The organism is Paenisporosarcina sp. P5_A11 (genome assembly GCF_056400705.1).
Map to the genome: position 1 here is coordinate 18,372 of NZ_JBFUKT010000008.1, position 22,569 is coordinate 40,940.

The 22,569-nt window shown below is 38.3% G+C and carries 16 protein-coding genes; 15 read left to right on the plus strand and 1 reads right to left on the minus strand.

Annotated features, from left to right (window positions below; genetic code table 11):
- Window positions 1–409: 409 nt before the first annotated feature.
- The 14 genes from AC1DOS_RS03520 (at window position 410) to AC1DOS_RS03585 (ending at window position 19,278) form a co-directional block, all read left to right on the plus strand.
- Complete coding sequence (locus AC1DOS_RS03520) at window positions 410–1,762, plus strand: glucoamylase family protein (RefSeq protein WP_477536420.1); 1,353 nt, start codon at window positions 410–412, stop codon at window positions 1,760–1,762.
- A 217-nt stretch (window positions 1,763–1,979) separates the two neighbouring features.
- A complete protein-coding gene (locus AC1DOS_RS03525) occupies window positions 1,980–3,239 on the plus strand; it encodes an ATP-binding protein (protein WP_477536421.1) in 1,260 nt (419 codons plus the stop codon).
- Between the two features lie 144 nt (window positions 3,240–3,383).
- The gene (locus tag AC1DOS_RS03530; RefSeq protein WP_477536422.1) at window positions 3,384–4,106 is read left to right on the plus strand and encodes a GntR family transcriptional regulator; all 723 of its coding nucleotides are present in this window, start codon (window positions 3,384–3,386) and stop codon (window positions 4,104–4,106) included.
- Between the two features lies 1 nt (window position 4,107).
- The gene (gntK, locus tag AC1DOS_RS03535) at window positions 4,108–5,655 is read left to right on the plus strand and encodes a gluconokinase (RefSeq protein WP_477536423.1); all 1,548 of its coding nucleotides are present in this window, start codon (window positions 4,108–4,110) and stop codon (window positions 5,653–5,655) included.
- An 18-nt stretch (window positions 5,656–5,673) separates the two neighbouring features.
- Entirely contained in the window at window positions 5,674–7,020 is a 1,347-nt protein-coding gene (locus AC1DOS_RS03540; RefSeq protein ID WP_477536424.1) for a GntP family permease, read from the plus strand.
- A gap of 18 nt (window positions 7,021–7,038) precedes the next feature.
- Entirely contained in the window at window positions 7,039–8,442 is a 1,404-nt protein-coding gene (gene gnd, locus AC1DOS_RS03545; protein ID WP_477536425.1) for a decarboxylating NADP(+)-dependent phosphogluconate dehydrogenase, read from the plus strand.
- Between the two features lie 393 nt (window positions 8,443–8,835).
- Window positions 8,836–9,927 (plus strand): CdaR family transcriptional regulator, encoded by a 1,092-nt coding sequence (locus AC1DOS_RS03550; RefSeq protein ID WP_477536426.1) that lies wholly within the window; start codon window positions 8,836–8,838, stop codon window positions 9,925–9,927.
- A 311-nt stretch (window positions 9,928–10,238) separates the two neighbouring features.
- The gene (gene pbp4b, locus AC1DOS_RS03555; protein WP_477536427.1) at window positions 10,239–11,603 is read left to right on the plus strand and encodes a penicillin binding protein PBP4B; all 1,365 of its coding nucleotides are present in this window, start codon (window positions 10,239–10,241) and stop codon (window positions 11,601–11,603) included.
- Window positions 11,604–11,627: 24 nt separating this feature from the next.
- On the plus strand, window positions 11,628–13,547 hold the full coding sequence (locus tag AC1DOS_RS03560; RefSeq protein WP_477536437.1) for a glycoside hydrolase family 3 protein: 1,920 nt from the start codon (window positions 11,628–11,630) through the stop codon (window positions 13,545–13,547).
- A 53-nt stretch (window positions 13,548–13,600) separates the two neighbouring features.
- Window positions 13,601–14,809: an exo-beta-N-acetylmuramidase NamZ family protein gene (locus tag AC1DOS_RS03565; protein WP_477536438.1), complete on the plus strand. Its 1,209-nt coding sequence runs from the start codon at window positions 13,601–13,603 to the stop codon at window positions 14,807–14,809.
- Window positions 14,810–14,935: 126 nt separating this feature from the next.
- Window positions 14,936–15,067, plus strand: coding sequence for a hypothetical protein (locus AC1DOS_RS03570; RefSeq protein WP_255421020.1), 132 nt, complete (start codon window positions 14,936–14,938; stop codon window positions 15,065–15,067).
- 154 nt (window positions 15,068–15,221) lie between these two features.
- Entirely contained in the window at window positions 15,222–15,704 is a 483-nt protein-coding gene (locus tag AC1DOS_RS03575) for a MarR family winged helix-turn-helix transcriptional regulator (protein WP_477536428.1), read from the plus strand.
- Complete coding sequence (locus AC1DOS_RS03580) at window positions 15,701–17,425, plus strand: ABC transporter ATP-binding protein (RefSeq protein ID WP_108584787.1); 1,725 nt, start codon at window positions 15,701–15,703, stop codon at window positions 17,423–17,425. The genes AC1DOS_RS03575 and AC1DOS_RS03580 overlap by 4 nt, the downstream gene beginning before the upstream one ends.
- Complete coding sequence (locus tag AC1DOS_RS03585; protein WP_477536429.1) at window positions 17,422–19,278, plus strand: ABC transporter ATP-binding protein; 1,857 nt, start codon at window positions 17,422–17,424, stop codon at window positions 19,276–19,278. Before AC1DOS_RS03580 ends, AC1DOS_RS03585 begins: the two co-directional genes overlap by 4 nt.
- Before the next feature lie 158 nt (window positions 19,279–19,436).
- Here the strand turns inward: AC1DOS_RS03585 and AC1DOS_RS03590 are convergent, their stop codons facing one another.
- Window positions 19,437–20,552, minus strand: a complete 1,116-nt coding sequence (locus AC1DOS_RS03590) for a branched-chain amino acid aminotransferase (RefSeq protein ID WP_477536430.1) — start codon at window positions 20,550–20,552, stop codon at window positions 19,437–19,439.
- Between the two features lie 323 nt (window positions 20,553–20,875).
- On the opposite strand from AC1DOS_RS03590, the gene ilvD reads away from it, so the two are divergent.
- Entirely contained in the window at window positions 20,876–22,561 is a 1,686-nt protein-coding gene (gene ilvD / locus AC1DOS_RS03595; RefSeq protein ID WP_477536431.1) for a dihydroxy-acid dehydratase, read from the plus strand.
- Window positions 22,562–22,569 lie beyond the last annotated feature (8 nt).

Below are 22,569 nucleotides of genomic sequence, written 5' to 3' on the forward strand. Positions count from 1 at the left end.
TCATCCATTCACTTTAGGTTTTCATCTGTTCAACTTGGGTTTCCATCCACTCATTTGAGCATTTCGTCCATTAAACTTGGATTTTCATCCACTCGCGTAACGTTTTCATCCATTCGCTTGGAGAAAGACACCATTCCTCTAGAGAAAGACACAGGTTCCTATGTCCAAAGTCGAATTTGGCCTGTTCCCATTCTTAACTAGGAGATTTGATAGAATGAAATTTCTTTGGATCAATGTGATTCCATTTCAAACTTAATCACAAGCATTTGTACCTAAAGAGCAATGTGAATAATTAACTAATTAGCAGAATATTAAGAAATAAACTTAAATTCCCTTCTTCTTTCATGTTAAACTGTTGTTGAAACGTTTCGACAAATAATCCAATACTTAAGTTTGAGAGGAGAAAATCATGAATAAAGTGAAGTTTGTAAGTTTTCTTATCGTATTTAGTTTTTTTACCAACTTAGTACTTACGCCGAGTGCTTCTGCAAGTGATGTTGGAAAAGAGGTTGCTTTACAAGCAGAATTGAAAGCGATTGCAAAGAAGACATATAAATATTTTCAGGACCATACAGACCCAAATACAGGAATGACTTACGATGAGGTTCGTTTTACTGATGAAGGAAAGACAGAAGCAACTCATACATCTCCAACGAATATTGCGATGTATATGATGAGTACAGTATCAGCGGAGCAGATGGGAATTATTACAAGAAAGGATGCTGTTAAACGCCTTCACATATCGATAAATACGTTAGAAAAGCTAGATAAATGGAACGGTCTTTATTATAACTGGTACTACACGAAAGATGGATCACTTAAAAAAGACTGGGGACAATTTATTTCCCAAGTTGATAATGGTTGGCTTTCAGCAGGATTAATTGTTGTCGGACAAGCGTATAAAGAATTGAATGGACAAACTAGTAAACTCGTTGAAAATATGGATTATTCAACACTATATGATGCAGAGGTTGGTCAGTTCCGAGGTGGTTATGATGTTGCAGCAGGAAAACTAACTGATCATCATTATGGAATGTTTTACACAGAGCCACGTGTAGGAAGTTATATTTCGATAGGTAAAGGAGATGTGCCCAAAGAACATTGGTGGAAGATGTACAGAACTCTGCCGCAAGAGTGGGATTGGCAAGCACAAATTCCAAACGGATATCCCACACAATATGATGGTATTTCTGTATTTGAAGGACACTATGAATATAGCGGAATTAAGTATGTTCCGAGCTGGGGCGGGAGTATGTTTGAAGGTCTTATGCCAGGTATCGTATTAAAGGAAAAAGACCTTGGCACAAAAGCATTAGGATTAAACAATCAACGTCATGTTGATGTTCAGATTGCTTATGCAAAGGAAAGAGGGTATAAAGCTTGGGGCTTCTCGCCTTCTGCTACACCTGACGGATATAGTGAATTTGCTGCTACTCCACTTGGGACATCTGGCTATAAAGATGGAGCAACCGTGACTGCACATGCTACATTTTTAGCTCTAGATTATGCACCACGAGAAGTTCAGAAAAACATAAAAGCATTAAAAGAGTTCGACTTATATGGCAAGTATGGTTTTTATGACTCTGTTAACGTCGTGACTGGGGAAGTCGCAAAAGCATATCTCGCACTTGACCAAGGGATGATCATGGTATCAATTGCGAATTACCTAAAAGATGGGGTAATTCGTGAGTACTTCCATCAAGATCCAATTGGTGAAAGACCAGAAGAATTATTAGAACAAGAAGTGTTCTCGATTGAATAGAATAGGACATCTAAACACCAAAATCTTCGGATTCTGGTGTTTATTTTTTACTGTCCTAGTATAGGTCCTTATTAATATTTTCTGAAATTAAAGTAAGAAGTGGAAATTTGGTTACAATAATATTAAAAGTCGCGAATATAAAAGTTAGAATTTTCAATTATATATTGTTAAATATTTTTGTCTTTTTATCAAAAGAGTAAAAAAGGTAGGGTGCTGAATGGAACTAATCACAAAAGATTTGCTTATAAATTTTCTATTCATCCTTCTTCCTTTATTTTTACTGCAAATGTTTTATTCGCTGAAGTTTGTATATAGTATCGATAAGTTGAAAGATACCATTTTCACGATTCTTTGTCTTGTATCAATCATCCTTTGTATGCTGTTTCCTTTTTCGGTAGGGGAGGGGCTATTCTGGGACTTGCGGAGAATTCCATTCGTCATTGGCATTTTGTATGGCGGACGAAAAACTGCCCTCATTCTCCTGTCATCTATTCTTGTCATCCGTTTTTTCCTGTGGGGAGAAAATGTAGGGTTTTATATAGCTGTTATCACTTTCACCATCATGGCGATTATCGTGAGCTATGTATCCAGCTTTTATTCGAAAATGTCATTAGGGAACAAGTTATGGGTGAGTAGTTTATTGGTCTTATTATCGACGCAAATCACGTTTGTAACTGCAACCGTGATTTTCAATGTGAATTTGAATGCTGAAATGTGGATTGAATTTTTTGCCATCGCTACTGTGGGGTCTCTTTTGGCAACTCTTTTGATTGAAGTGATTCGAATGAACTCAGATTTGTTGGAGAAGCTTATGAAAGCAGAGAAGTTGGAAGTGGTTAGTCATCTCGCTGCAAGCATATCCCATGAAGTGAGAAATCCCTTGACTACGTGCAAAGGTTTTTTGCAACTTTCTTATGAAGGCGAAAAATCACCTGAGATTAAACAATACTTGGGAACAGCAATTAAAGAGCTCGACCGGGCATCGGATATCGTCAATGATTATTTAACGTTTGCGAAACCCGCACCAGGGAAAGTGGAAAAAGTCTTCATTTTCGAAGAAGTCCAAAGGGTCGTAAAAGTACTGACGCCATTGGCAAATATGCAAGATGTGCAGATTTTCACCAATCTGGATGAGAGTGATAATACCTTTATTTTGAGCGATCGAAGAAAACTCGAACAATCCTTAATCAATATCGTGAAAAATGGAATTGAATCGATGCCCGAAGGCGGGAAATTGGAAATCAACACTGTTGTTGACTATCCTGTGGTTCGTATCGAAATACGCGATGAAGGCAAGGGTATGACTCAACAACAAATCAATCGTTTAGGTGAGCCTTATTTCACAATGAAGGACCATGGAACCGGACTTGGAATGATGGTATCGTTCAGCCTAATTAAGAGCATGCATGGTCAAATTACTGTTCAAAGTGAAGTTGGCAAATGGACATCTTTTACAATAGAATTTCCTGTGGCTTAATAGTCAAAATAAGGTAGACGGCTAAAATTGTATTTGAGCCGTCTTTTCTTATGGGCAAAAAGATTAAAGCGTTTACAATTTCGTTTATGTGGACTATCATACTTGTATACAAGTATGCAGAATGTTAATTGAGGAAGTGAGATCATGTCTAAATCAAGTGAATTTATGTATCCTTCTAAATGGAATGCAAACGCTTCCACCGGAGTTCGTTTAGCATGTGAGCTGAGACTTCGGATCATTTCAGGCGTAATTCAACAAGGCAGCGTATTATCAGAGAATAAATTAGCAGCAGATTTTGAAGTTAGCCGATCCCCAATTAGGGAAGCGCTTAAGATATTGGCATCTGAAAACATTATTCGTTTAGAGAGAATGGGCGCAGTTGTTGTTGGTTTATCCGATCAAGACATTAAGGAAATTTATGATGTTCGCTTACTTATAGAAACGTTTGTATATGAACGGATTTTGAAAATAGATACGAGTGAGTTAGTGAGAGAACTAAGTAAAATACGCGAAATGATGGAAGTCGCCATTAAATATAAAGATGCAGATGAGTTTTCCTATCAAGATGTGTTGTTTCACGAAACAATTATTCGTTCGATAAATCATTCCTATATCTTGCTGATTTGGAATAACACAAAACCAGTGATGGAGAGTTTGATTCTGTTATCGATGCGGGTGCGTTTAGAGGAAAAGTTGGATGATTTTTTACGTATCTTGAAAAATCATGAGATTTATATTAAAGCGATTGAAACAAAGGATAGAGAGATTATGATTCAAGCTTTACAGCAAAACTTTGAAGACGTGCAAGGGACAGTAGAAGACCTTTGGATGTCGCAACAAATGCTCACGACAGAAAGGGAGCGATAAAATGACGAACTATATGTTAGGCGTAGATATAGGAACGACGAGTACGAAAGCTGTTCTATTTACCGAAAAAGGTGAAATTATTCAACAAGAGAATATTGGTTACCCCCTTCATACACCAGATATTTCGACGGCAGAACAGAATCCGGAAGAAATCTATCAGGCTGTCTTACTAGCCATTAAAAATATAATGGCACATTCTCATATATCCCCGGAAAAGTTATTGTTTATAGCATTTAGTAGTGCGATGCATAGCGTGATTGTGATAGATGAACATGATCAACCTCTAACGCAGTGTATTACTTGGGCGGATAATCGAAGTGAAGCTTGGACTCGGAAAATTAAAGACGAGTTAAATGGTCATGAAGTGTACAAACGGACGGGGACACCTATTCATCCCATGTCGCCGTTAAGCAAAATTACTTGGATAGTGAACGATCGACCTGAAATAGCTACCAAAGCAAAGAAATATATTGGCATTAAAGAATTCATATTCAAAAAGTTCTTTGACCGATATGTTGTGGATCATTCTTTGGCTTCAGCAATGGGTATGATGAATCTCAAAAATTTGGACTGGGATGAAGAAGCATTGCAAATTGCAGGTGTAACACCTGAACAGCTATCTGAGCTTGTGCCGACCACTGAAGTTTTCACTAATTGCAACCCGGACATTGCACGTAAGCTTGGCATAAATACTGAAACGGCATTTGTTATAGGTGCTAGTGACGGAGTGCTTTCGAATATCGGTGTGAATGCCATTGGCAAAGGTGAAGTAGCGGTAACCATTGGAACGAGTGGCGCTATCCGGACGATTATTGGCCGTCCTCAAACGGACGAAAAAGGTCGGATCTTCTGTTATGCATTGACTGAGAAACATTGGGTTATTGGCGGGCCAGTCAACAATGGTGGGATGGTTCTCCGCTGGATTCGAGATGAATTTGCATCTTCAGAAGTAGAGACAGCCAAGAGACTGGGCATTGACCCATATGAAGTGTTAACCAAGATTGCTGAACGTGTTCGACCAGGGGCTGATGGGTTGTTATTCCATCCTTACCTAGCCGGTGAACGTGCACCATTATGGAATCCTGACGTACGAGGTTCATTCTTTGGTTTGACGATGTCTCATAAGAAAGAACACATGATTCGTGCTGCTTTGGAAGGTGTTATTTACAATTTATACACCGTATTTTTAGCCTTACTAGAAGTGATGGATGAACCTGTTGTTCGTATTCAAGCTACAGGCGGCTTCGCACGGTCGGATGTGTGGCGCCAAATGATGGCAGATATTTTTGATCTGGAAGTGGTTGTTCCAGAAAGTTATGAAAGTTCATGTCTAGGTGCTTGTATTTTAGGATTATATGCTACTGGAAAAGTCGATTCATTTGATGTGGTTTCTGAGATGATTGGTAGCACATTCAAACACACACCTATCGAATCTGATGTACAAGAATACCGTGAGTTATTGCCGATATTTATTAATTTATCGAGAGTATTGGAAAAAGAATATTCGAGTATCGCAAATTATCAAAGAAGATTAATAAATAAAAAATAAAGTATTGGGGGAATTGTCATGCCGTTAGTTATTGTTGCGATTGGAATTGTCGCGTTACTTGTTTTAATCATGGGGTTCAAATTAAACACGTTTGTTTCTTTAATTATTGTCGCTTTCTGTGTCGCTTTAGGTTTAGGTATGCCACTAGATAGTATTGTAGGTTCAATTGAAGCTGGATTAGGTGGAACACTTGGCCATTTAGCTTTAATCTTTGGTCTTGGTGCAATGCTAGGTAGTTTAATTGCAGATTCAGGGGGCGCGCAACGTATTGCGATGACTCTAATCGATAAGTTCGGAGAAAAAAATATTCAATGGGCAGTTGTAGTTGCTTCATTTATTATCGGAGTAGCGTTATTCTTTGAAGTAGGATTAGTATTATTAATTCCGATTGTATTTTCGATTTCAAAACAATTACGAGTTTCTATACTATACTTAGGAATTCCAATGGCTGCTGCACTGTCAGTGACACATGGTTTCTTACCACCTCACCCGGGTCCTACAGTAATAGCTGGAGAGTACGGGGCTAATATTGGGGAAGTATTACTTTACGGATTTATTATTGCTATTCCAACTGTTATCATAGCGGGTCCTTTGTTTACGAAACTTGCTAAAAAACTTGTACCTGATTCATTCACTCGTACAGGAGACATTGCATCTTTAGGTGAACAAAAAACGTTTAAAATTGAAGATACACCTGGTTTTGGTATCAGTGTATTTACAGCTATGTTCCCAGTTATTTTAATGGCGATAGCGACAATTATTACAATGATTCAAAAAACAAATGCTTTAAATGATAATGTTTTTTTCGAAGTTGTTCGTTTTGTAGGTAATGCTTCAACTGCTATGTTGTTATCTTTACTGCTTGCTATATATACAATGGGTCTAGCTAGAAATATTCCAATGAAAACAGTTATGAATACATGTTCGAAAGCAATAGCGAGTATTGGAATGATGCTACTGATTATCGGTGGTGGTGGGGCTTTCAAACAAGTACTAATTGATGGTGGAGTTGGTGACTACGTTGCCGAATTATTCAGCGGCACGACACTATCACCTATCCTACTTGCTTGGACGATCGCCGCTATATTACGTATCGCTTTAGGTTCGGCTACAGTTGCTGCATTAACTACAGCTGGTTTGGTTATACCTTTGTTAGGTGCAACAGATGTTAACCTAGCCTTAGTCGTACTGGCAACAGGAGCAGGAAGTTTAATTGCTTCACATGTAAATGATGCAGGCTTCTGGATGTTTAAAGAGTTTTTCGGTTTAACGATGAAAGAAACATTTGCAACATGGACATTACTTGAAACGATTATTTCCATATCTGGATTAGGGTTTATTCTATTATTAAGTTTATTCGTATAAAAAGGAGTTTGAACTAATATGAGTAATACAATTGGTGTTATGGGTTTAGGTGTCATGGGTAGTAGTATTGCTTTAAACATGGCGAGTAAAGGTGAAAAAGTTTCGGTCTATAATTACACGAGAGATTTAACTGACTTACTTATGCAAAAAAATGAATACGAAGAAATGTATCCTTACTATACACTTGAAGAATTTGTGCAGTCTTTACCATCACCACGAAAAATCTTTGTCATGGTCACAGCAGGTCCAGTGGTAGATGCAGTTATTCAATCACTCGTTCCTTATCTTGAGTCAGGCGATATTATCATGGACGGTGGGAATTCAAATTATCAAGACACTGCCCGTCGATTTGAAGAATTAAAAGCGCAAGGAATCGATTATTTAGGTATCGGTGTTTCTGGTGGAGAAGAAGGAGCTTTGAAAGGTCCTTCCATCATGATCGGTGGAGAAAAAGAAGTATATGACAAAGTGGCACCTATTTTCACGAAGATTGCTGCTCAAGTTGAGGGAACCCCTTGCTGTGCATACATGGGTCCTAAAGGAGCAGGTCATTTTGTGAAAATGGTGCATAACGGAATTGAATATGCCGATATGCAACTTATTGCTGAAGCCTATACTTTTTTAAGAAACAGACTTCATCTGCCGTTACATGAAATTGCTGATATCTTTGAAACTTGGAATCAAGGGGAACTGAAAAGTTATTTAATTGAAATCACTGCGGACATTTTAAGAAAAATGGATGACAAAACAGGCCAACCACTTGTTGACGTAATTCTTGATAAAACGGGTCAAAACGGGACAGGTAAATGGACAAGCATTCAAGCAATCGATAATGGAATCCCCGTATCTATTATTACCGAATCGTTATTTGCTCGTAACATTTCTTCTGTTAAAGACGAGCGAGTTCATGCATCAACAATACTTGCAGGACCAGAGGCTCAACTTGAGGACTTAGATCGTGAGTTGTGGATTGAGTATGTCCGCCAAGGATTATACATGGGTAAAATTTGTGCATATGCTCAAGGGTTTACTCAATATAAAATTACTTCTGAACTTAATGGATGGAATTTGCCGTTACAAGATATCGCGCTTATTTTCCGTGGAGGCTGTATTATTCGAGCGGAGTTCTTAAACACTATTAGTGAAGCGTATGAAGCACAAGAAAAAATCGCTAATTTATTGATTGCTCCAACCTTTGTTGAAAAAACGAAGGAGTATCAGCTAGGAATGAGAAAAGTCGTAGCAGAAAGCATGATCTCTGGTTTGTCGTCTCCAGGATTAAGTGCTGCATTAACTTACTATGATAGTTATCGTACAGGTGATTCTAGTGCGAATCTATTACAAGCACAACGTGATTATTTCGGAGCGCATACATATGAGCGCACTGATATTGAAGGTTCTTTCCATACGAATTGGAAATAACAACTATCGGTTTGTGAAATGAAAATATTTGTAAAATAATAGACCTTTCGAGAGTTCAATTGAACTTTTGAAAGGTCTTTTTTTGTATGTTTCTATGTAGAACACTACTCTGCTCCTAAAACATCCATCAAATTAACTAAATATTTTATAGATTCAAAGAACTATTGATGATTTATTAATTGGGTGTTTTAATTATGGAAAGATTTAACTTGTTAAATATGTATTTCCTAACTGGAGTAGCCGAAAAAGCTGCTATTCAATGATCGGAGCAGGCCTTGCTGAGGATGAATTAAAGGAGAAGAAAATTTAGTTAAATAGTTTGCCTGAATTCTTTCAAAAAAAGTATTTCAGGCGAACTATTTCTGTTATTAAAGCATTCACGGGGGTGAGATTTTGTATGATTTACAAGTACTGGGGAAACAAATCGTGATTGAGCTTGCAAGTTTAATTGAGCAGAGCGTAATTGTTACTGATAAAAATGGGATTGTGATTGCAAGTAAGGATCCATCACGTTTAAATTCGTATCATGAAGGTGCGTTTATTTCGATGGAAAATAGAAAGGAACTTCATATAACGAAAGAGATGTGTGACGAACTTCAAGGAGTAAGACCAGGAATTGTTTTGCCGATTGTCATTTCAGATAAGGCTATTGGAGTTATAGGGATTACGGGGAAACCATTGGAGATTGAAAAGTATGCGAAGTTAGTTAGTAAAGTATCGGAGCTTTTTGTTACAGAGTTTATTATGCGCGAACAAAGAGAACGTGTTATTCGTGAAATTGAATTATTTGTTTTTGATTTATTTATGACAGAAGCTAGTATTGATTCGATAGAAAAACGAGCCACATTATTGGATATTGATACATCAATTTACACGCGTGTAGCTGTCATTCAATCTTTTAAACAGTTTGAAATTACGGATATTGAGAACTTGTTACATATTCAAACCATCCACCCTAATTTAAAAATCGTACGTTGGGGAATGGAAAAACTTGTTCTGTTAATCCCCAATATTTCCAAAGAACAATTACAAATAGGATTAGAAAGTTTATCATCGAAAATTCTGAGAATAACTAAACAAAAAGTAAATATCGGAGTTGGAGAAATAAAATCTTTTTACCAGCTGCCTGAATCATTATCACAAGCTGAAATGGCAGTCGATGTTTCTGCGAGAAAAGGAAATATTATTTTCGAGGAAGATTTAAAACTCGAATTACTCTATCATTCAATTCCGAAAGAGATTCGCGAGGAATTTTTAAGACGCACGATTGCTCCACTTCTTGCAGAAGAAGAATTAATGCACAGTCTTGAAGTATGGCTTCATAAGAAAGGTGCTCTTCAAGAAATCGCTGAAGAATTACATATACATAAAAACACATTAAAATATCGTTTAAATAAGATTGAAATGATGCTTGGGATAGATTTAAATAATAAGAACGATTTAACGATGATGTACACAGCGTTTAGCATTTTAGCAAAAAAGTAAGTCGGCACCCTGATTTTAAGGGTGTTTTTTGTATTATAGGACAAAAAATGCAAATAATTAAGATGTAAATATGGTCCTCACTCTATAGTAGTCTGACTATTTAAATAATATCATTGGTTATGTAAACTGCTTTCAGTCAGAATCAACCAAATAAGGTTAACTAAAAGTGGAGTGAGGTGATGTTTAATAAAGTCTAGAAGCAGTTATTCGGTGGATGTCACTGGACACGTTTCAGCAGAAGAGTTGCAACTGCTGATCACATTCTCACTGGTTAAAGAGAGAGTAAAATACGAATTCGAAGGAGAAACAAGATGAAAAAATGGACAAATTGTACACTAATTTCTGTTCTGGCACTCTCGTTATTTATACCTTCCGCATCCTTTGCTCAAACAAATGAAAGTCCTCAAGCAGCGAAAAAGGAGTCCTTTCAATATCCGGTGTTAACAAAAGTGAAAAAACCAGAAGATGTCGGCTTTTCCTCAGAGAAGCTTGAAAAAGTGGATCAATTAATTGAAAAAGAAGTGGCAGCAGGTTTTCCGGGTGCTGCTTTAATTGTCATAAAAGATGGGAAAATCGTTAAAAATGAAAGTTACGGCTACAAAAAGAAGTTTGATGGACATACACCACTTAAGAATTTTTTGGAGATGGAAAACGATACCCTGTTTGATCTTGCTTCAAATACCAAAATGTATGCAGTAAATTTTGCTCTTCAAAAATTAGTTAGCGAAGGCAAGCTTGATGTGCATGCAAGAGTTCAGGAATACATTCCTGAGTTTAAAGACACAGAGTTAGATGTAATCAAAGGAAAAGATACTATGAAGATTATCGATGTGCTTCATCACACAGCAGGTTTTAAACCAGATCCGCAATATCATAACCCTAAGGTGTCAAAAGAGCTTTACTCACAGGAGCGTGAGAAAACGATTGAATTCATTAATAAAACTCCACTCACTTATGTACCTGGAACGCAAAATGTTTACAGTGATGTCGACTATATGCTGCTGGGTACAATTATAGAAAAAATCACAGGTAAAAAGCTGGACGAGTACGTTGAAAATGAGATGTACAAGCCTTTGAAATTAAAAGATACCGTATATAATCCGCTTCAAAAAGGCTTTAAGCAAAAGGATATCGCAGCAACAGAATTGCTTGGAAATACACGTGACGGAGTCATTGACTTCCCAAATATTAGAAAGTATACGCTTCAAGGGGAAGTTCATGATGAAAAGGCTTTTTATTCGATGGAAGGTGTTTCAGGTCATGCCGGTCTGTTCTCGACTACAAGTGATCTCGCTGTCCTTCTTCAGGTGATGTTAAACGGTGGAGGCTATGGAAATCATACATTGTTTGATCAAGAAACAATCGATGAATTCGTTGCACCTTCAGATATGAATTCCACTTACGGGCTTGGCTGGAGACGAAATGGCAATGACAGTATGGAATGGATGTTCAGTCCTTATGCAAGCGACAGCGCATACGGTCATACTGGCTGGACGGGAACAGTGACAATCATTGATCCTGAAAAAGACTTGGGAATTATCTTGCTGACTAATAAAAAGCATTCGCCGCTTGTGAATCCTGCGGTTAACTCCAATCAATTTTTCGGGGATCTTTTTACAACTGGAAGCTATGGAAGTGTAGTAACAGCTGTTTACGAAGCTTTAGAATCAAAATAAGTAGAGGGGGATGAGAAGATGGTGATGATTAAAAAGAAATGGGTATGTGCTACCTTAGCTGCAGTACTGTCAGTTTCCGTATTAGCAGGTAGCAAACCTGCTAAGGTTTCAGCTGAAACAGATGTGAAAGCAATTGTTGAGGGCATGTCAGTCGATGAAAAAGTCGGTCAAATGCTTATGCCGGATTTTCGGAACTGGCAAAAGCAAGGGGAAAGCAAAGCAACTGGCTTTACAGTGATGAATGATGAAGTGGGAAGCATCATTAAAAAATATCATTTAGGTGGCGTCATTCTATTTGCCGAAAATGTTGTGGGGACGGAGCAAACTGCCCGATTGACAGATGGTCTGCAAAAGGCGAGCCCAGAACTTCCGCTTTTCATCACCATTGATCAAGAAGGTGGTATCGTTACACGCCTGCAAACAGGGACAAACTTGCCGGGCAATATGGCGCTTGGTGCAGCAAGAAGTAAAAAGTATGCTTATCAGACTGGCGAGATCATCGGCAAAGAATTATCATCTCTCGGCGTTAGTGTAAACTTCGGTCCAGCTCTTGATGTAAATAATAATCCAGGAAATCCTGTAATCGGTGTCCGTTCATTCAGCTCAAATCCTGAGCTTGTTTCAAAGCTTGGGATCCAGACAATCAAAGGTCTCCAAAGTCAGAATATGGCTGCAACAACTAAGCATTTCCCAGGACATGGTGATACAGCAGTAGACAGTCATTATGGTTTGCCTTTAGTGTCTCATGATAAGGAAAGATTGCGTTTGGTCGAGCTTGTTCCTTTCCAAAAAGCAATCGATGAAGGCGTAGATATGGTCATGACAGCTCATGTCCAGTTCCCTGCCTTTGATGATACAACTTATACCAGCAAAAAAGATGGTCAGGAAATTATGGTTCCAGCCACTCTTTCAAAAAAAGTGCTAACAGGCCTTCTCCGTGAGGAAATGGGATTTAAAGGTGTTATCGTTACAGATGCGCTTAACATGAAAGCTATTGCGGATAATTTTGGACAAGAAGAAGCTGTTGTTTTAGCCTTAAAATCAGGCGTTGATATTGCGTTAATGCCTGCTCAGGTCAACTCACTCCAAATGGAGGGGAATTTAAGCTCTGTTTTTAATGCTGTTAAGGAAGCAATAGAAATAGGTGATCTTCCAATCGAACAAGTAAATAATTCAGTTCAAAGAATTCTAGAGCTAAAAGAGAAGCGTGGAATTTTAACTCCAGACAACACACCAATCGATGAAAAAGTTGGAAATGCTTTAAACGTTGTTGGAAATCAAGATCATTTGAAAAAAGAAAAGAAAATGGCTGAAGATGCTGTTACTCTTTTGAAAAATGAAGATAAAACATTGCCTTTTAAACCGAAGAAAAATGACAAAGTCCTTGTCCTTGCTCCATTCGCTGATCAAGTAGAAGCAATGACAAGAAGCATTCAGGAATTAAAGGGCAAGAAAAAAGCAGTCAAGGTCACGGGATATGCTTTTTCAGGAAAATCATTTAATGAAGAAGTGGCTGCTATGATTGATGAAGCTGATTATGTTATCACTGGTTCGTATGTCGTAAAAAACGATCCAGCGGTTAATGATGGTGTGATTGATGACAGCGTTCAGGACTCAAGCAAATGGGCAACTACCTTCCCGAGAGCTGTTATGAAAGACGCAGAAGCCAAAAATAAAGAGTTTGTATTAATGAGCTTGCGCAATCCTTATGATGCTGCAAATTTTGAGGAAGCAAAGGCTGTCCTTGCTGTTTACGGATTTAAAGGCTATTCAAACGGTGCCTACAGACAGCCGAATATACCGGCTGGCATTAAAACAATCTTTGGAGAATCAAAGCCAAAAGGCAAATTACCGGTAGACATTCCATCAGTTACACATCCGGAAGAAATTCTTTATAAATTCGGCCATGGTTTAGATATCCGTTCCGGCAAGCAGCTTAAATAATCTGAAGGGGAGGAGTTATCATGAAACGAATTCTATTTATTATTTTGATTCTAATGCTTGCTTTAACCGCAATCCCAGCAGCAAAAGATATTTCAGCACACAAGGATAAGAAAAAGAATACGGTGTCGCCTGGAGTTGAGGTTCTTTTAAAAGATCAGAAAGAGCTTTTAAAAGGTAAGAAAGTGGGTTTAATTACAAATCCAACAGGCATTGACTCGGAGTTAAATAGTATAGTCGACCTGCTGAATGATGATCCGGATATTGAACTAACTGCTTTATATGGCCCTGAGCATGGAGTTCGCGGAGATGCGCAGGCAGGATCAAGCGTTGGATTTTATATCGATGAAAAAACAGGCTTGCCTGTATACAGCTTATACGGAAAAACGAAAAAACCAACACCTGAAATGCTTGAAAATGTAGACGTTCTATTATTTGATATCCAGGACGTCGGCACACGCTATTACACGTACATCTATACAATGGCATATGCAATGGAAGCAGCACAAGAAAATGACATTCCATTTATCGTGCTTGACCGTCCAAATCCGCAGGGGGGACTGTCAGTAGACGGACCAGTGCTTGAGCCTGAATTTTCATCCTTTGTCGGATTGTACCCGATTCCGCTTAAACATGGTATGACAGTAGGAGAGATTGCTTCGTTCTTCAATGAGGAATTTGAAATTGGAGCAGATTTGACTGTGGTTAAAATGAAAGGCTGGAAGCGTTCCATGGATTATGATGATACAGGCCTACCATTTGTGCTGGCATCACCAAACATGCCGACGGTTTCAACAACATTTGTCTATCCGGCAACAGGATTAATTGAAGGGACGAATGTGTCAGAAGGAAGAGGAACAACCAAACCGTTTGAACTGATTGGTGCACCATACATCAACAGTGCAAACCTTGCAGAAAAACTGAACTCACTCAGCCTGCCTGGTGTGAAATTCAGAGCAGCTTCCTTTACGCCAACTTTCTCAAAGCATACTGGAAAACTCAGTCATGGGGTAGAAGTTTATGTAACAGATCGGGAAGAATTTAATGCGGTTCCAACTGGTCTTCACATTATTAAAACGATTCATGACATGTATCCGAACGACTTTCAATTCTTGGCTGCGAACAACTTCAGCTTGTTGATTGGCAACGATTGGGTCAGACCTATGATTCTAGAAGGAGCATCTGTTGCGGAAATCATGTATGAGTATCAGAATGAGCAGGATGAATTTAAAGAGGTCCGGAAAGAATATTTGATGTATAAGTAATGGTGACTTTTTGTGCGTGATATCAAGAAAGTGAAGATATAAAAATACTAGTTTTGAACGATGCAATTTTGTATATTCATTTACCTGCTGGGCATATTAACCTTTATAGAAAGGATGTCTGATAGCATGGATGAAAATAAATTAGCACAACTTGACCGTGAACAATTACAAGAAATTAGTGAACTTGAAGTTAAGATTGGAGTTACACTTGTTGCTTATGATAATGGGGCAACCGAAACGCCACCTTCACCCTCATAAGAAATTTCCTATAGTAAGAAATGAGCATCCGAAATGGATGCTTTTTTTATGCAACAAAATACCAGATTGACAAAGAAGGGGAAAAGTTGTATTTTAAATAGGTTCAGCTGGAACTGTTCAATATAGAACTGTTCTAATACGAAGAAACGGTGATGTGCAATTGGAAAATGAAAAGATGTTGAAATCAATACAACTATTACATTCATTTTGGAACGTGCAAAAGAATTTAATTAAACTCGCTCAAAAGTCCGCGGTCGAAAATGGTTTATCTGTTCCACAGTATTCCATTTTGATGGCAATGAAACTTAATAAGGAAATGATCCAAAAAAATGTTGGAGAAGTAACCTTTCTTCCCAAAAGTACCCTTAGCCAAGCGGTTGATGGACTCGTTCGTGAAGGCATTATTAATCGTCAACAAGTAGAAGGCAATCGTCGGGAAATCATGTTGTCAATTACTGAAAAAGGCGATGCACTTATAAAAGATATTTATCTGCAAGAAGGTGGTATTCATCAAGTATTTCAATCTGTAGTTGAAGACATGAGTGAAAGCCAATATGATGAACTGCTTAGAGGACATCTTCAAATTACAACTTTTTTGGAGACAGAAGCTCAAGAAATAGGAGAGTGTATGAAATGATTAAGTTACTGAAAAACCTATCTGTTTATAAGTGGTTTGTTTTAGCAGTTATTGGCCTTGTTTTTATTCAATCGATGGCTGATCTTTTTCTACCTACTCTAATGGCTGACATTATTGACAAGGGTGTTGTAAAAGGAGACGTCCCATATATTTGGAAGCTTGGCGGATTTATGTTGTTGATTTCAGTAATTGGCGCGATTGCCTCCATTATTGCCAGCTATTATTCTTCTAAAGCTGCGATGGGCCTTGGACGCGATATTCGTAGAAAAGTCTTTAACCATGTAGGGAAGTTTTCATTACAAGAATTTGATGAAGTTGGAACGGCTTCACTCATTACACGGACTACTAATGACATTACTCAAGTTCAACAAGTGGTTATTATGATGCTCCGTATGGTTGTTAGCGCACCTATCATGTTAGTGGGTGGACTCATCATGGCGCTATCGAAAGATGCCAAACTATCTCTTGTTATTTTCCTTACGATGCCAATACTGATTGGTACCATATTACTAATCCTAAAAAAAGGGGTTCCTCTTTTCCAAACGGTTCAAAACAAATTGGACCGGTTAAATCTTGTACTACGTGAAAATCTTACAGGAATTCGAGTTGTTCGTGCATTCAACCGTGAAGATGAAGAGAAAGTGCGACTTAAACAAGCGAATAGAGAATTAACAGATGTCTCGATCAAAGTAAATAAAATTATGGCATTTTTAATGCCTGTCATGATGCTCGTCATGAACTTGACGGTTGTCGGCATTATTTGGTTCGGAGGTATCCGAATTAATAACGGAGGCATGCAGATTGGTGACTTAATGGCTTTTATCCAATATGTTATGCAAATCATGTTTGCTCTTGTAATGGCCTCTATGATGTTCGTGATGGTTCCACGTGCAGCCGTTTCGGCAAAACGGATAAATGAAGTACTTGAAATGAAACCATCATTTCAAGACGAAGGTACGGAAAAGGCAAATATTGAACAAGGTACGCTTGAGTTTGAAAATGTCTCGTTTAGTTATCCTGGAGCAGAAAAACCTGCATTATCCGATATTAGTTTTAAAGCAAGGCCTGGAGAAATCACGGCGATTATTGGTGGAACAGGATCTGGGAAATCTACACTGGTCAATTTGATACCTCGCTTTTATGATATTTCAAGTGGTGTTATTCGTGTTAATGGCGTTGATATTCGTAAAATGCCTGCAGATGAAGTTCGTTCAAAGCTTGGCTTTGTACCACAAAAATCCATACTTTTCACAGGAACCATTGCTGAAAATATTCTTTTTGGAAAGCAAGATGCTTCCCAAAGTGAAATTGAACATGCGGCTCGTACTGCTCAAGCAGAAGATTTTATTGATAGAATGACGGACGGCTATAATTCTGAAATCGAACAAGGTGGCTCGAACTTATCTGGAGGGCAAAAACAACGTCTTTCGATAGCGCGAGCACTCATTCGAAAGCCTGATGTGTATATTTTTGATGATAGTTTTTCTGCTCTTGATTTCAAGACAGATGCTAAGCTTCGTGCAGCACTAAAAGCTGAAACAAAAAATGCGACTGTTTTACTCGTGGCACAACGTGTGAGTACGGTTGTAGACGCTGACAGAATCATCGTATTAGACGAAGGGGAAATTGTAGGTATGGGTACACACCAAGAGTTACTTAAGTCTAATGATGTATACCGTGAAATCGCCCTATCACAGCTTTCAGAGGAGGAAATCGCATGAGTAAGAAAAAGAAACCACCTCAAAATGCTGGGCAGATGGGGCCAGGTGGCGGTAACATGATGATGATGGGACAAAAAGCGAAAGATTTCAAAGGAACTTTGAAACGCCTTTTATCCTATTTAAAACCACGCAGGAACCAATTAATCGCTGTGTTTTTTGCAGCAATCTTAAGTACTATTTTTACGATAGTTGGTCCAAAAATTATGGGAAATGCCATTACAGAGTTATTTGAAGGAGCATACGGGAAATTTTCAGGAGTACCTGGAGCTGCCATTGACTTTGATAAAATTGGGCAAATCCTTCTATTACTTGCAGGACTGTATGTCTTAAGCAGTCTTTTCAGTTATATCCAACAATATATTATGTCTAGTGTTGCACAAGATACAGTGTTCGATTTACGAGAAGATGTAAATCAAAAGCTTGAGAAATTGCCTTTGAAATTTTTTGATGGTCGTTCAAATGGGGATACACTTAGCAGGATGACCAATGACATCGATACAATTGGTAGTACGCTTCAACAAAGCTTAACGCAGTTCATCACATCCATCATTACAATTGTAGGAATCATCATTATGATGCTTTCTATTAGCCCAATATTGACGCTAATCTCAATTGTGAGCTTACCCGTTTCAATTTTTGCTATTGGACCCATTTTAAAAAGATCTCAAAAACATTTCGCTGATCAACAAAGAACATTGGGCGAGTTAAATGGGCACATTGAAGAAATGTATACAGGTCATCAGATTGTAAAAGCCTTTGGACATGAGAAAAAATCTGGCGCTCAGTTTGATGTGGTTAATGAAGAATTGTATGATGCTGGTACGAAAGCTCAGTTTATTTCGGGAATCATCATGCCGATGATGTTCTTTATCGGGAATTTGAGCTATGTTCTGATTAGTGTTGTTGGAGGAATATTAGTAACGCAACGCGCTATCTCAATAGGTGATATTCAAGCATTTATCACGTATTCAAAACAATTCACTCAACCAATTACACAAACTGCGAATATCGCTAATATTATTCAGTCAACAGTTGCAGCAGCAGAACGTGTCTTTGAACTACTTGATGAAGAAGAGGAAATGAAAGAAAATACCTCAGTTAGTTTAAATAGAGCAGTAGGTACGGTCACTTTCGAACAAGTAGACTTTGGCTATGAAGAAAATCTGTTGATACAAAATATGAACATAAATGTCTTACCTGGACAGACGGTCGCAATAGTTGGTCCCACTGGCGCAGGTAAAACGACTATGATCAACTTGTTGATGAGATTCTATGAACTAAATGGAGGGAAAATTAAGATTGATGATCTAGATACACGAGATATGTCTCGAAGCGATCTTCGAAAGAATTTTGGAATGGTAMTTCAAGATACTTGGCTCTTTAATGGCACGATTAAAGACAATATCGCCTATGGGAAAAATGGAGCAACAGATGAAGAAATTTTCGAAGCTGCTCGCACGGCTCATGCTGATCATTTCATTCGAACTCTTCCAGATAGTTACGATACAATCTTAAACGAAGAAGCCTCTAATATTTCTCAAGGACAAAAACAGCTTCTGACAATCGCTCGAGCGGTTTTAGCAGATCCTCCAATTATGATTTTGGATGAAGCAACGTCTAGCGTAGATACAAGAACGGAAGTATTCATTCAGAAGGCGATGAATCGCTTAATGGAAGGAAGAACTAGTTTTGTTATTGYCCATCGTTTATCGACCATCAAAGATGCTGATTTGATTCTTGTAATGGATCAAGGTCAAGTGATTGAGCAAGGTACACACTCAGAACTAATTGAGAAAGATGGTTTTTACGCAGACCTATATAATAGCCAATTCACTGAAAAAGTGGCGGGATAAATGAACATGAAGAATCTAGCAACGTAACAGTTGCTAGATTTTTTTATCTAAGTATGAAAGTAGGTATCATATTTGGATAAGTCGTAATGCGATTCTTACTTTATCCCAAACTAAAAGGCTCTCCATTTCCATTTGGAAATAGAGAGCCTTTATCTTTACTATCGAGTGATTACATTGGAATGGAGCAAAGATTCAACCTCACTAGGTACTTCTACAACCCACCCAAATGGATCTTCAAGTGTACCTGATTGAATACCTGTTAACGTGTCATATAATTTTTGTGAGACTTGGCCAGTTTGACCATTGTTAATTGTCATTTTTTCATCGTTCCAGAATAATTCGCCTACGGGTGCAATCACTGCTGCGGTACCTGTACCAAACGCTTCTTCAAGTTTTCCATCAGCATAGGCTTGTTTAATTTCATCAATTGAAATAAGACGCTCTGAAACTGGTATATCCCAGTATCGGAGTAATTGAAGAATGGATTTACGCGTGATTCCTTCTAAAATGCTGCCGTTTACCATAGGAGTAACCACTTCTCCATCAATTTTAAAGAAGATATTCATACTGCCAACTTCTTCAATATATTTACGGTTAACACCATCAAGCCATAGGACTTGGGAATAGCCTTTGTCACCAGATTGTTGCTGAGCTTTTAAACTAGAAGCATAATTACCACCCGTTTTTGCTGTTCCAGTGCCTCCAGCAACGGCGCGAACATATTCACTTTCGACAGAAATCTTAATAGGTGCAAGTCCCTCTTTGTAATAAGAACCTACAGGAGACAAAATGATAATAAATTGATAATTAGTAGAAGGTGCAACTCCTAAATAGGGTTCAGTTGAAATAATAAATGGTCGAATATATAAGGATGTACCTACAGCTGTAGGAATCCATTCACGATCAATTTGGATGAGTTGCTTAAGTGCCTCTAATGCAAAGTCTTCATCGAGATGGGGAATGCATAAACGGTCATTTGAAATATTAAACCTCTTAAAGTTTTGATCGGGTCTAAATAAAAGCACTTGATCTTTTTCTGTCAAATAAGCCTTCAAACCTTCGAAAACGGACTGTCCGTAGTGGAAAATCATCGAAGCTGGATCTAAAGAAAGACTTTGATATGGAATGATACGAGCGTCGTGCCATCCATGTCCTAAAGCATAATCCATTATAAACATATGATCAGTAAAAGTTTTACCAAACTGTAGTTTATCCGCTTGCGGTTTTTCCTTCTTCATTGTGCTTAAAGTAATGTCGATATTGTAAGTCGTCATAATTCCATCTCCTTGCTTTATATTTACGGGGATCTAGATAACCCACAATAATATAAACAGTATTATACATCTTTTCAGAATTATTTAACAAAAAAAATTCCAGAATTCAGTAGACAATAGTTTGCTGGATTCTTTTGTTGATTAAACATGTAGAAATTAACCTATTAATCATTAGTAAAAGTCGTTTAAAGGAGAGAGATTGGTTAAAATTAGCCGAAAAGTACTATTTTTTTATAAATATTTATTTGAATATAAAATATAGAATTCATTGAATTATGAAATAATACCAGTATAATGGTAAAAACGAAAGGACAGGATGCTTAATGAAAAAGGATTTGAGGATTAATAGCAAGGTATTTAGTGAGGGGGCAATGAAGGCTCCAAATCGGGCCATGTTGCGAGCAGTTGGCGTAACAGATGAAGATTTTAAGAAACCGATGATTGGTGTCGCTAGCACTTGGAGTGAAGTAACACCGTGCAATATACATATTCATGATTTAGCAGTCAGTGCGAAAAAAGGTGCTAGAGAAGCAGGAGGAGTCCCTTTCATCTTTAATACAATCACGGTATCGGATGGGATTTCGATGGGGACAGAAGGTATGCGTTATTCGCTTCCTAGTCGAGATGTTATCGCAGATTCTATTGAAACGGTAGTCGGAGCAGAAAGTCTGGATGGGCTCGTCGCAATTGGAGGCTGTGATAAAAATATTCCAGGCTGTTTAATTGCAATTGCGAATGCTGATGTACCGTCCGTATTTGTTTATGGGGGAACCATTTCTCCAGGATTACATAATGGACAAAATATTGATATCGTCTCCGTTTTTGAAGGCGTAGGCCGTCACAATAATGGAGACATAAATGATGATACGCTTCGAAAAATAGAATGTAATGCATGTCCTGGAGCAGGTTCGTGCGGCGGTATGTATACGGCAAATACAATGGCATCGGCTGCTGAGGCAATGGGTATTAGTCTCCCGGGCAGTTCTTCGAATCCTGCAGAGTCGGAGTTGAAATTAGAAGATTGTGCAGCTGCCGGCGCCGCTGTTTATAACTTGCTAGAGAAAGAGATTTATCCGAAAGATATTATGACAAAAGAAGCTTTTGAAAATGCGATTACCGTTGTTATGGCTCTCGGTGGATCAACAAATGCGGTTCTGCATCTTCTGTCCATCGCACACGCTATTGAAGTAGAATTGGACATCGATGATTTTAACCGTATTCAAAAGAAAATACCTCATATTGCAGATTTGAAGCCAAGCGGTAAATACGTCATGGAAGATTTGCACAGGGCTGGCGGAGTTCAAGCAGTGATGAAAGTGTTGTTGGAAGCTGGGTATCTACACGGTGATTGCATGACTGTTACTGGAAAAACAATGGCCGAAAACTTAAAGGATGCACCAAGCCTGACAGAAGGACAACAAGTCATTCTACCGTTTGATAAGCCATACAGAGCAGACGGACCTCTGATTGTGATAAAAGGTAATTTATCTCCAAGTGGCGCGGTTGCAAAAGTATCTGGTGTAAAAGTAAAACAACATACGGGACCAGCTAGAGTATTCAATACAGAAAAAGAAGCAACTGCTGCGGTTATGGCCAATGAAATTAACGAAGGGGATGTGTTAGTCATCCGCTACGTAGGACCAAAAGGTGGGCCAGGAATGCCTGAAATGCTGTCCATTTCCGCCATTCTTGTAGGAAAAGGGATGGGTGAAAAAGTTGCCTTAATAACTGATGGTAGATTTTCTGGTGGAACGCACGGACTGGTAGTAGGTCATATTGCGCCAGAAGCTCAAGTTGGCGGACCTATCGCGTTATTGAAAGATGGCGATATCGTCACAATTGATTCTGATAAACAAGAGATTTCCATGAATGTATCGGATGCAGAACTTGAAGAGAGAGCGAAAGAGTGGGTAGCCCCTCCACTATATAAAAAAGGTGTGCTTGGGAAATATGCACACAATGTTTCGTGTTCATCAAAAGGGGCTGTTACTGACTTTTTGAATAGATAAATTAGGGA

Bases quoted from the DNA above. Each gene is read 5' to 3' on its own strand.
- AC1DOS_RS03520 (WP_477536420.1), top strand. From the start codon at position 410: ATGAATAAAGTGAAGTTTGTAAGTTTTCTTATCGTATTTAGTTTTTTT.
- AC1DOS_RS03525 (WP_477536421.1), top strand. From the start codon at position 1,980: ATGGAACTAATCACAAAAGATTTGCTTATAAATTTTCTATTCATCCTT.
- AC1DOS_RS03530 (WP_477536422.1), top strand. From the start codon at position 3,384: ATGTCTAAATCAAGTGAATTTATGTATCCTTCTAAATGGAATGCAAAC.
- gntK (WP_477536423.1), top strand. From the start codon at position 4,108: ATGACGAACTATATGTTAGGCGTAGATATAGGAACGACGAGTACGAAA.
- AC1DOS_RS03540 (WP_477536424.1), top strand. From the start codon at position 5,674: ATGCCGTTAGTTATTGTTGCGATTGGAATTGTCGCGTTACTTGTTTTA.
- gnd (WP_477536425.1), top strand. From the start codon at position 7,039: ATGAGTAATACAATTGGTGTTATGGGTTTAGGTGTCATGGGTAGTAGT.
- pbp4b (WP_477536427.1), top strand. From the start codon at position 10,239: ATGAAAAAATGGACAAATTGTACACTAATTTCTGTTCTGGCACTCTCG.
- AC1DOS_RS03560 (WP_477536437.1), top strand. From the start codon at position 11,628: ATGATTAAAAAGAAATGGGTATGTGCTACCTTAGCTGCAGTACTGTCA.
- AC1DOS_RS03565 (WP_477536438.1), top strand. From the start codon at position 13,601: ATGCTTGCTTTAACCGCAATCCCAGCAGCAAAAGATATTTCAGCACAC.
- AC1DOS_RS03570 (WP_255421020.1), top strand. From the start codon at position 14,936: ATGGATGAAAATAAATTAGCACAACTTGACCGTGAACAATTACAAGAA.
- AC1DOS_RS03580 (WP_108584787.1), top strand. From the start codon at position 15,701: ATGATTAAGTTACTGAAAAACCTATCTGTTTATAAGTGGTTTGTTTTA.
- AC1DOS_RS03590 (WP_477536430.1), bottom strand. From the start codon at position 20,552: ATGACGACTTACAATATCGACATTACTTTAAGCACAATGAAGAAGGAA.
- ilvD (WP_477536431.1), top strand. From the start codon at position 20,876: ATGAAAAAGGATTTGAGGATTAATAGCAAGGTATTTAGTGAGGGGGCA.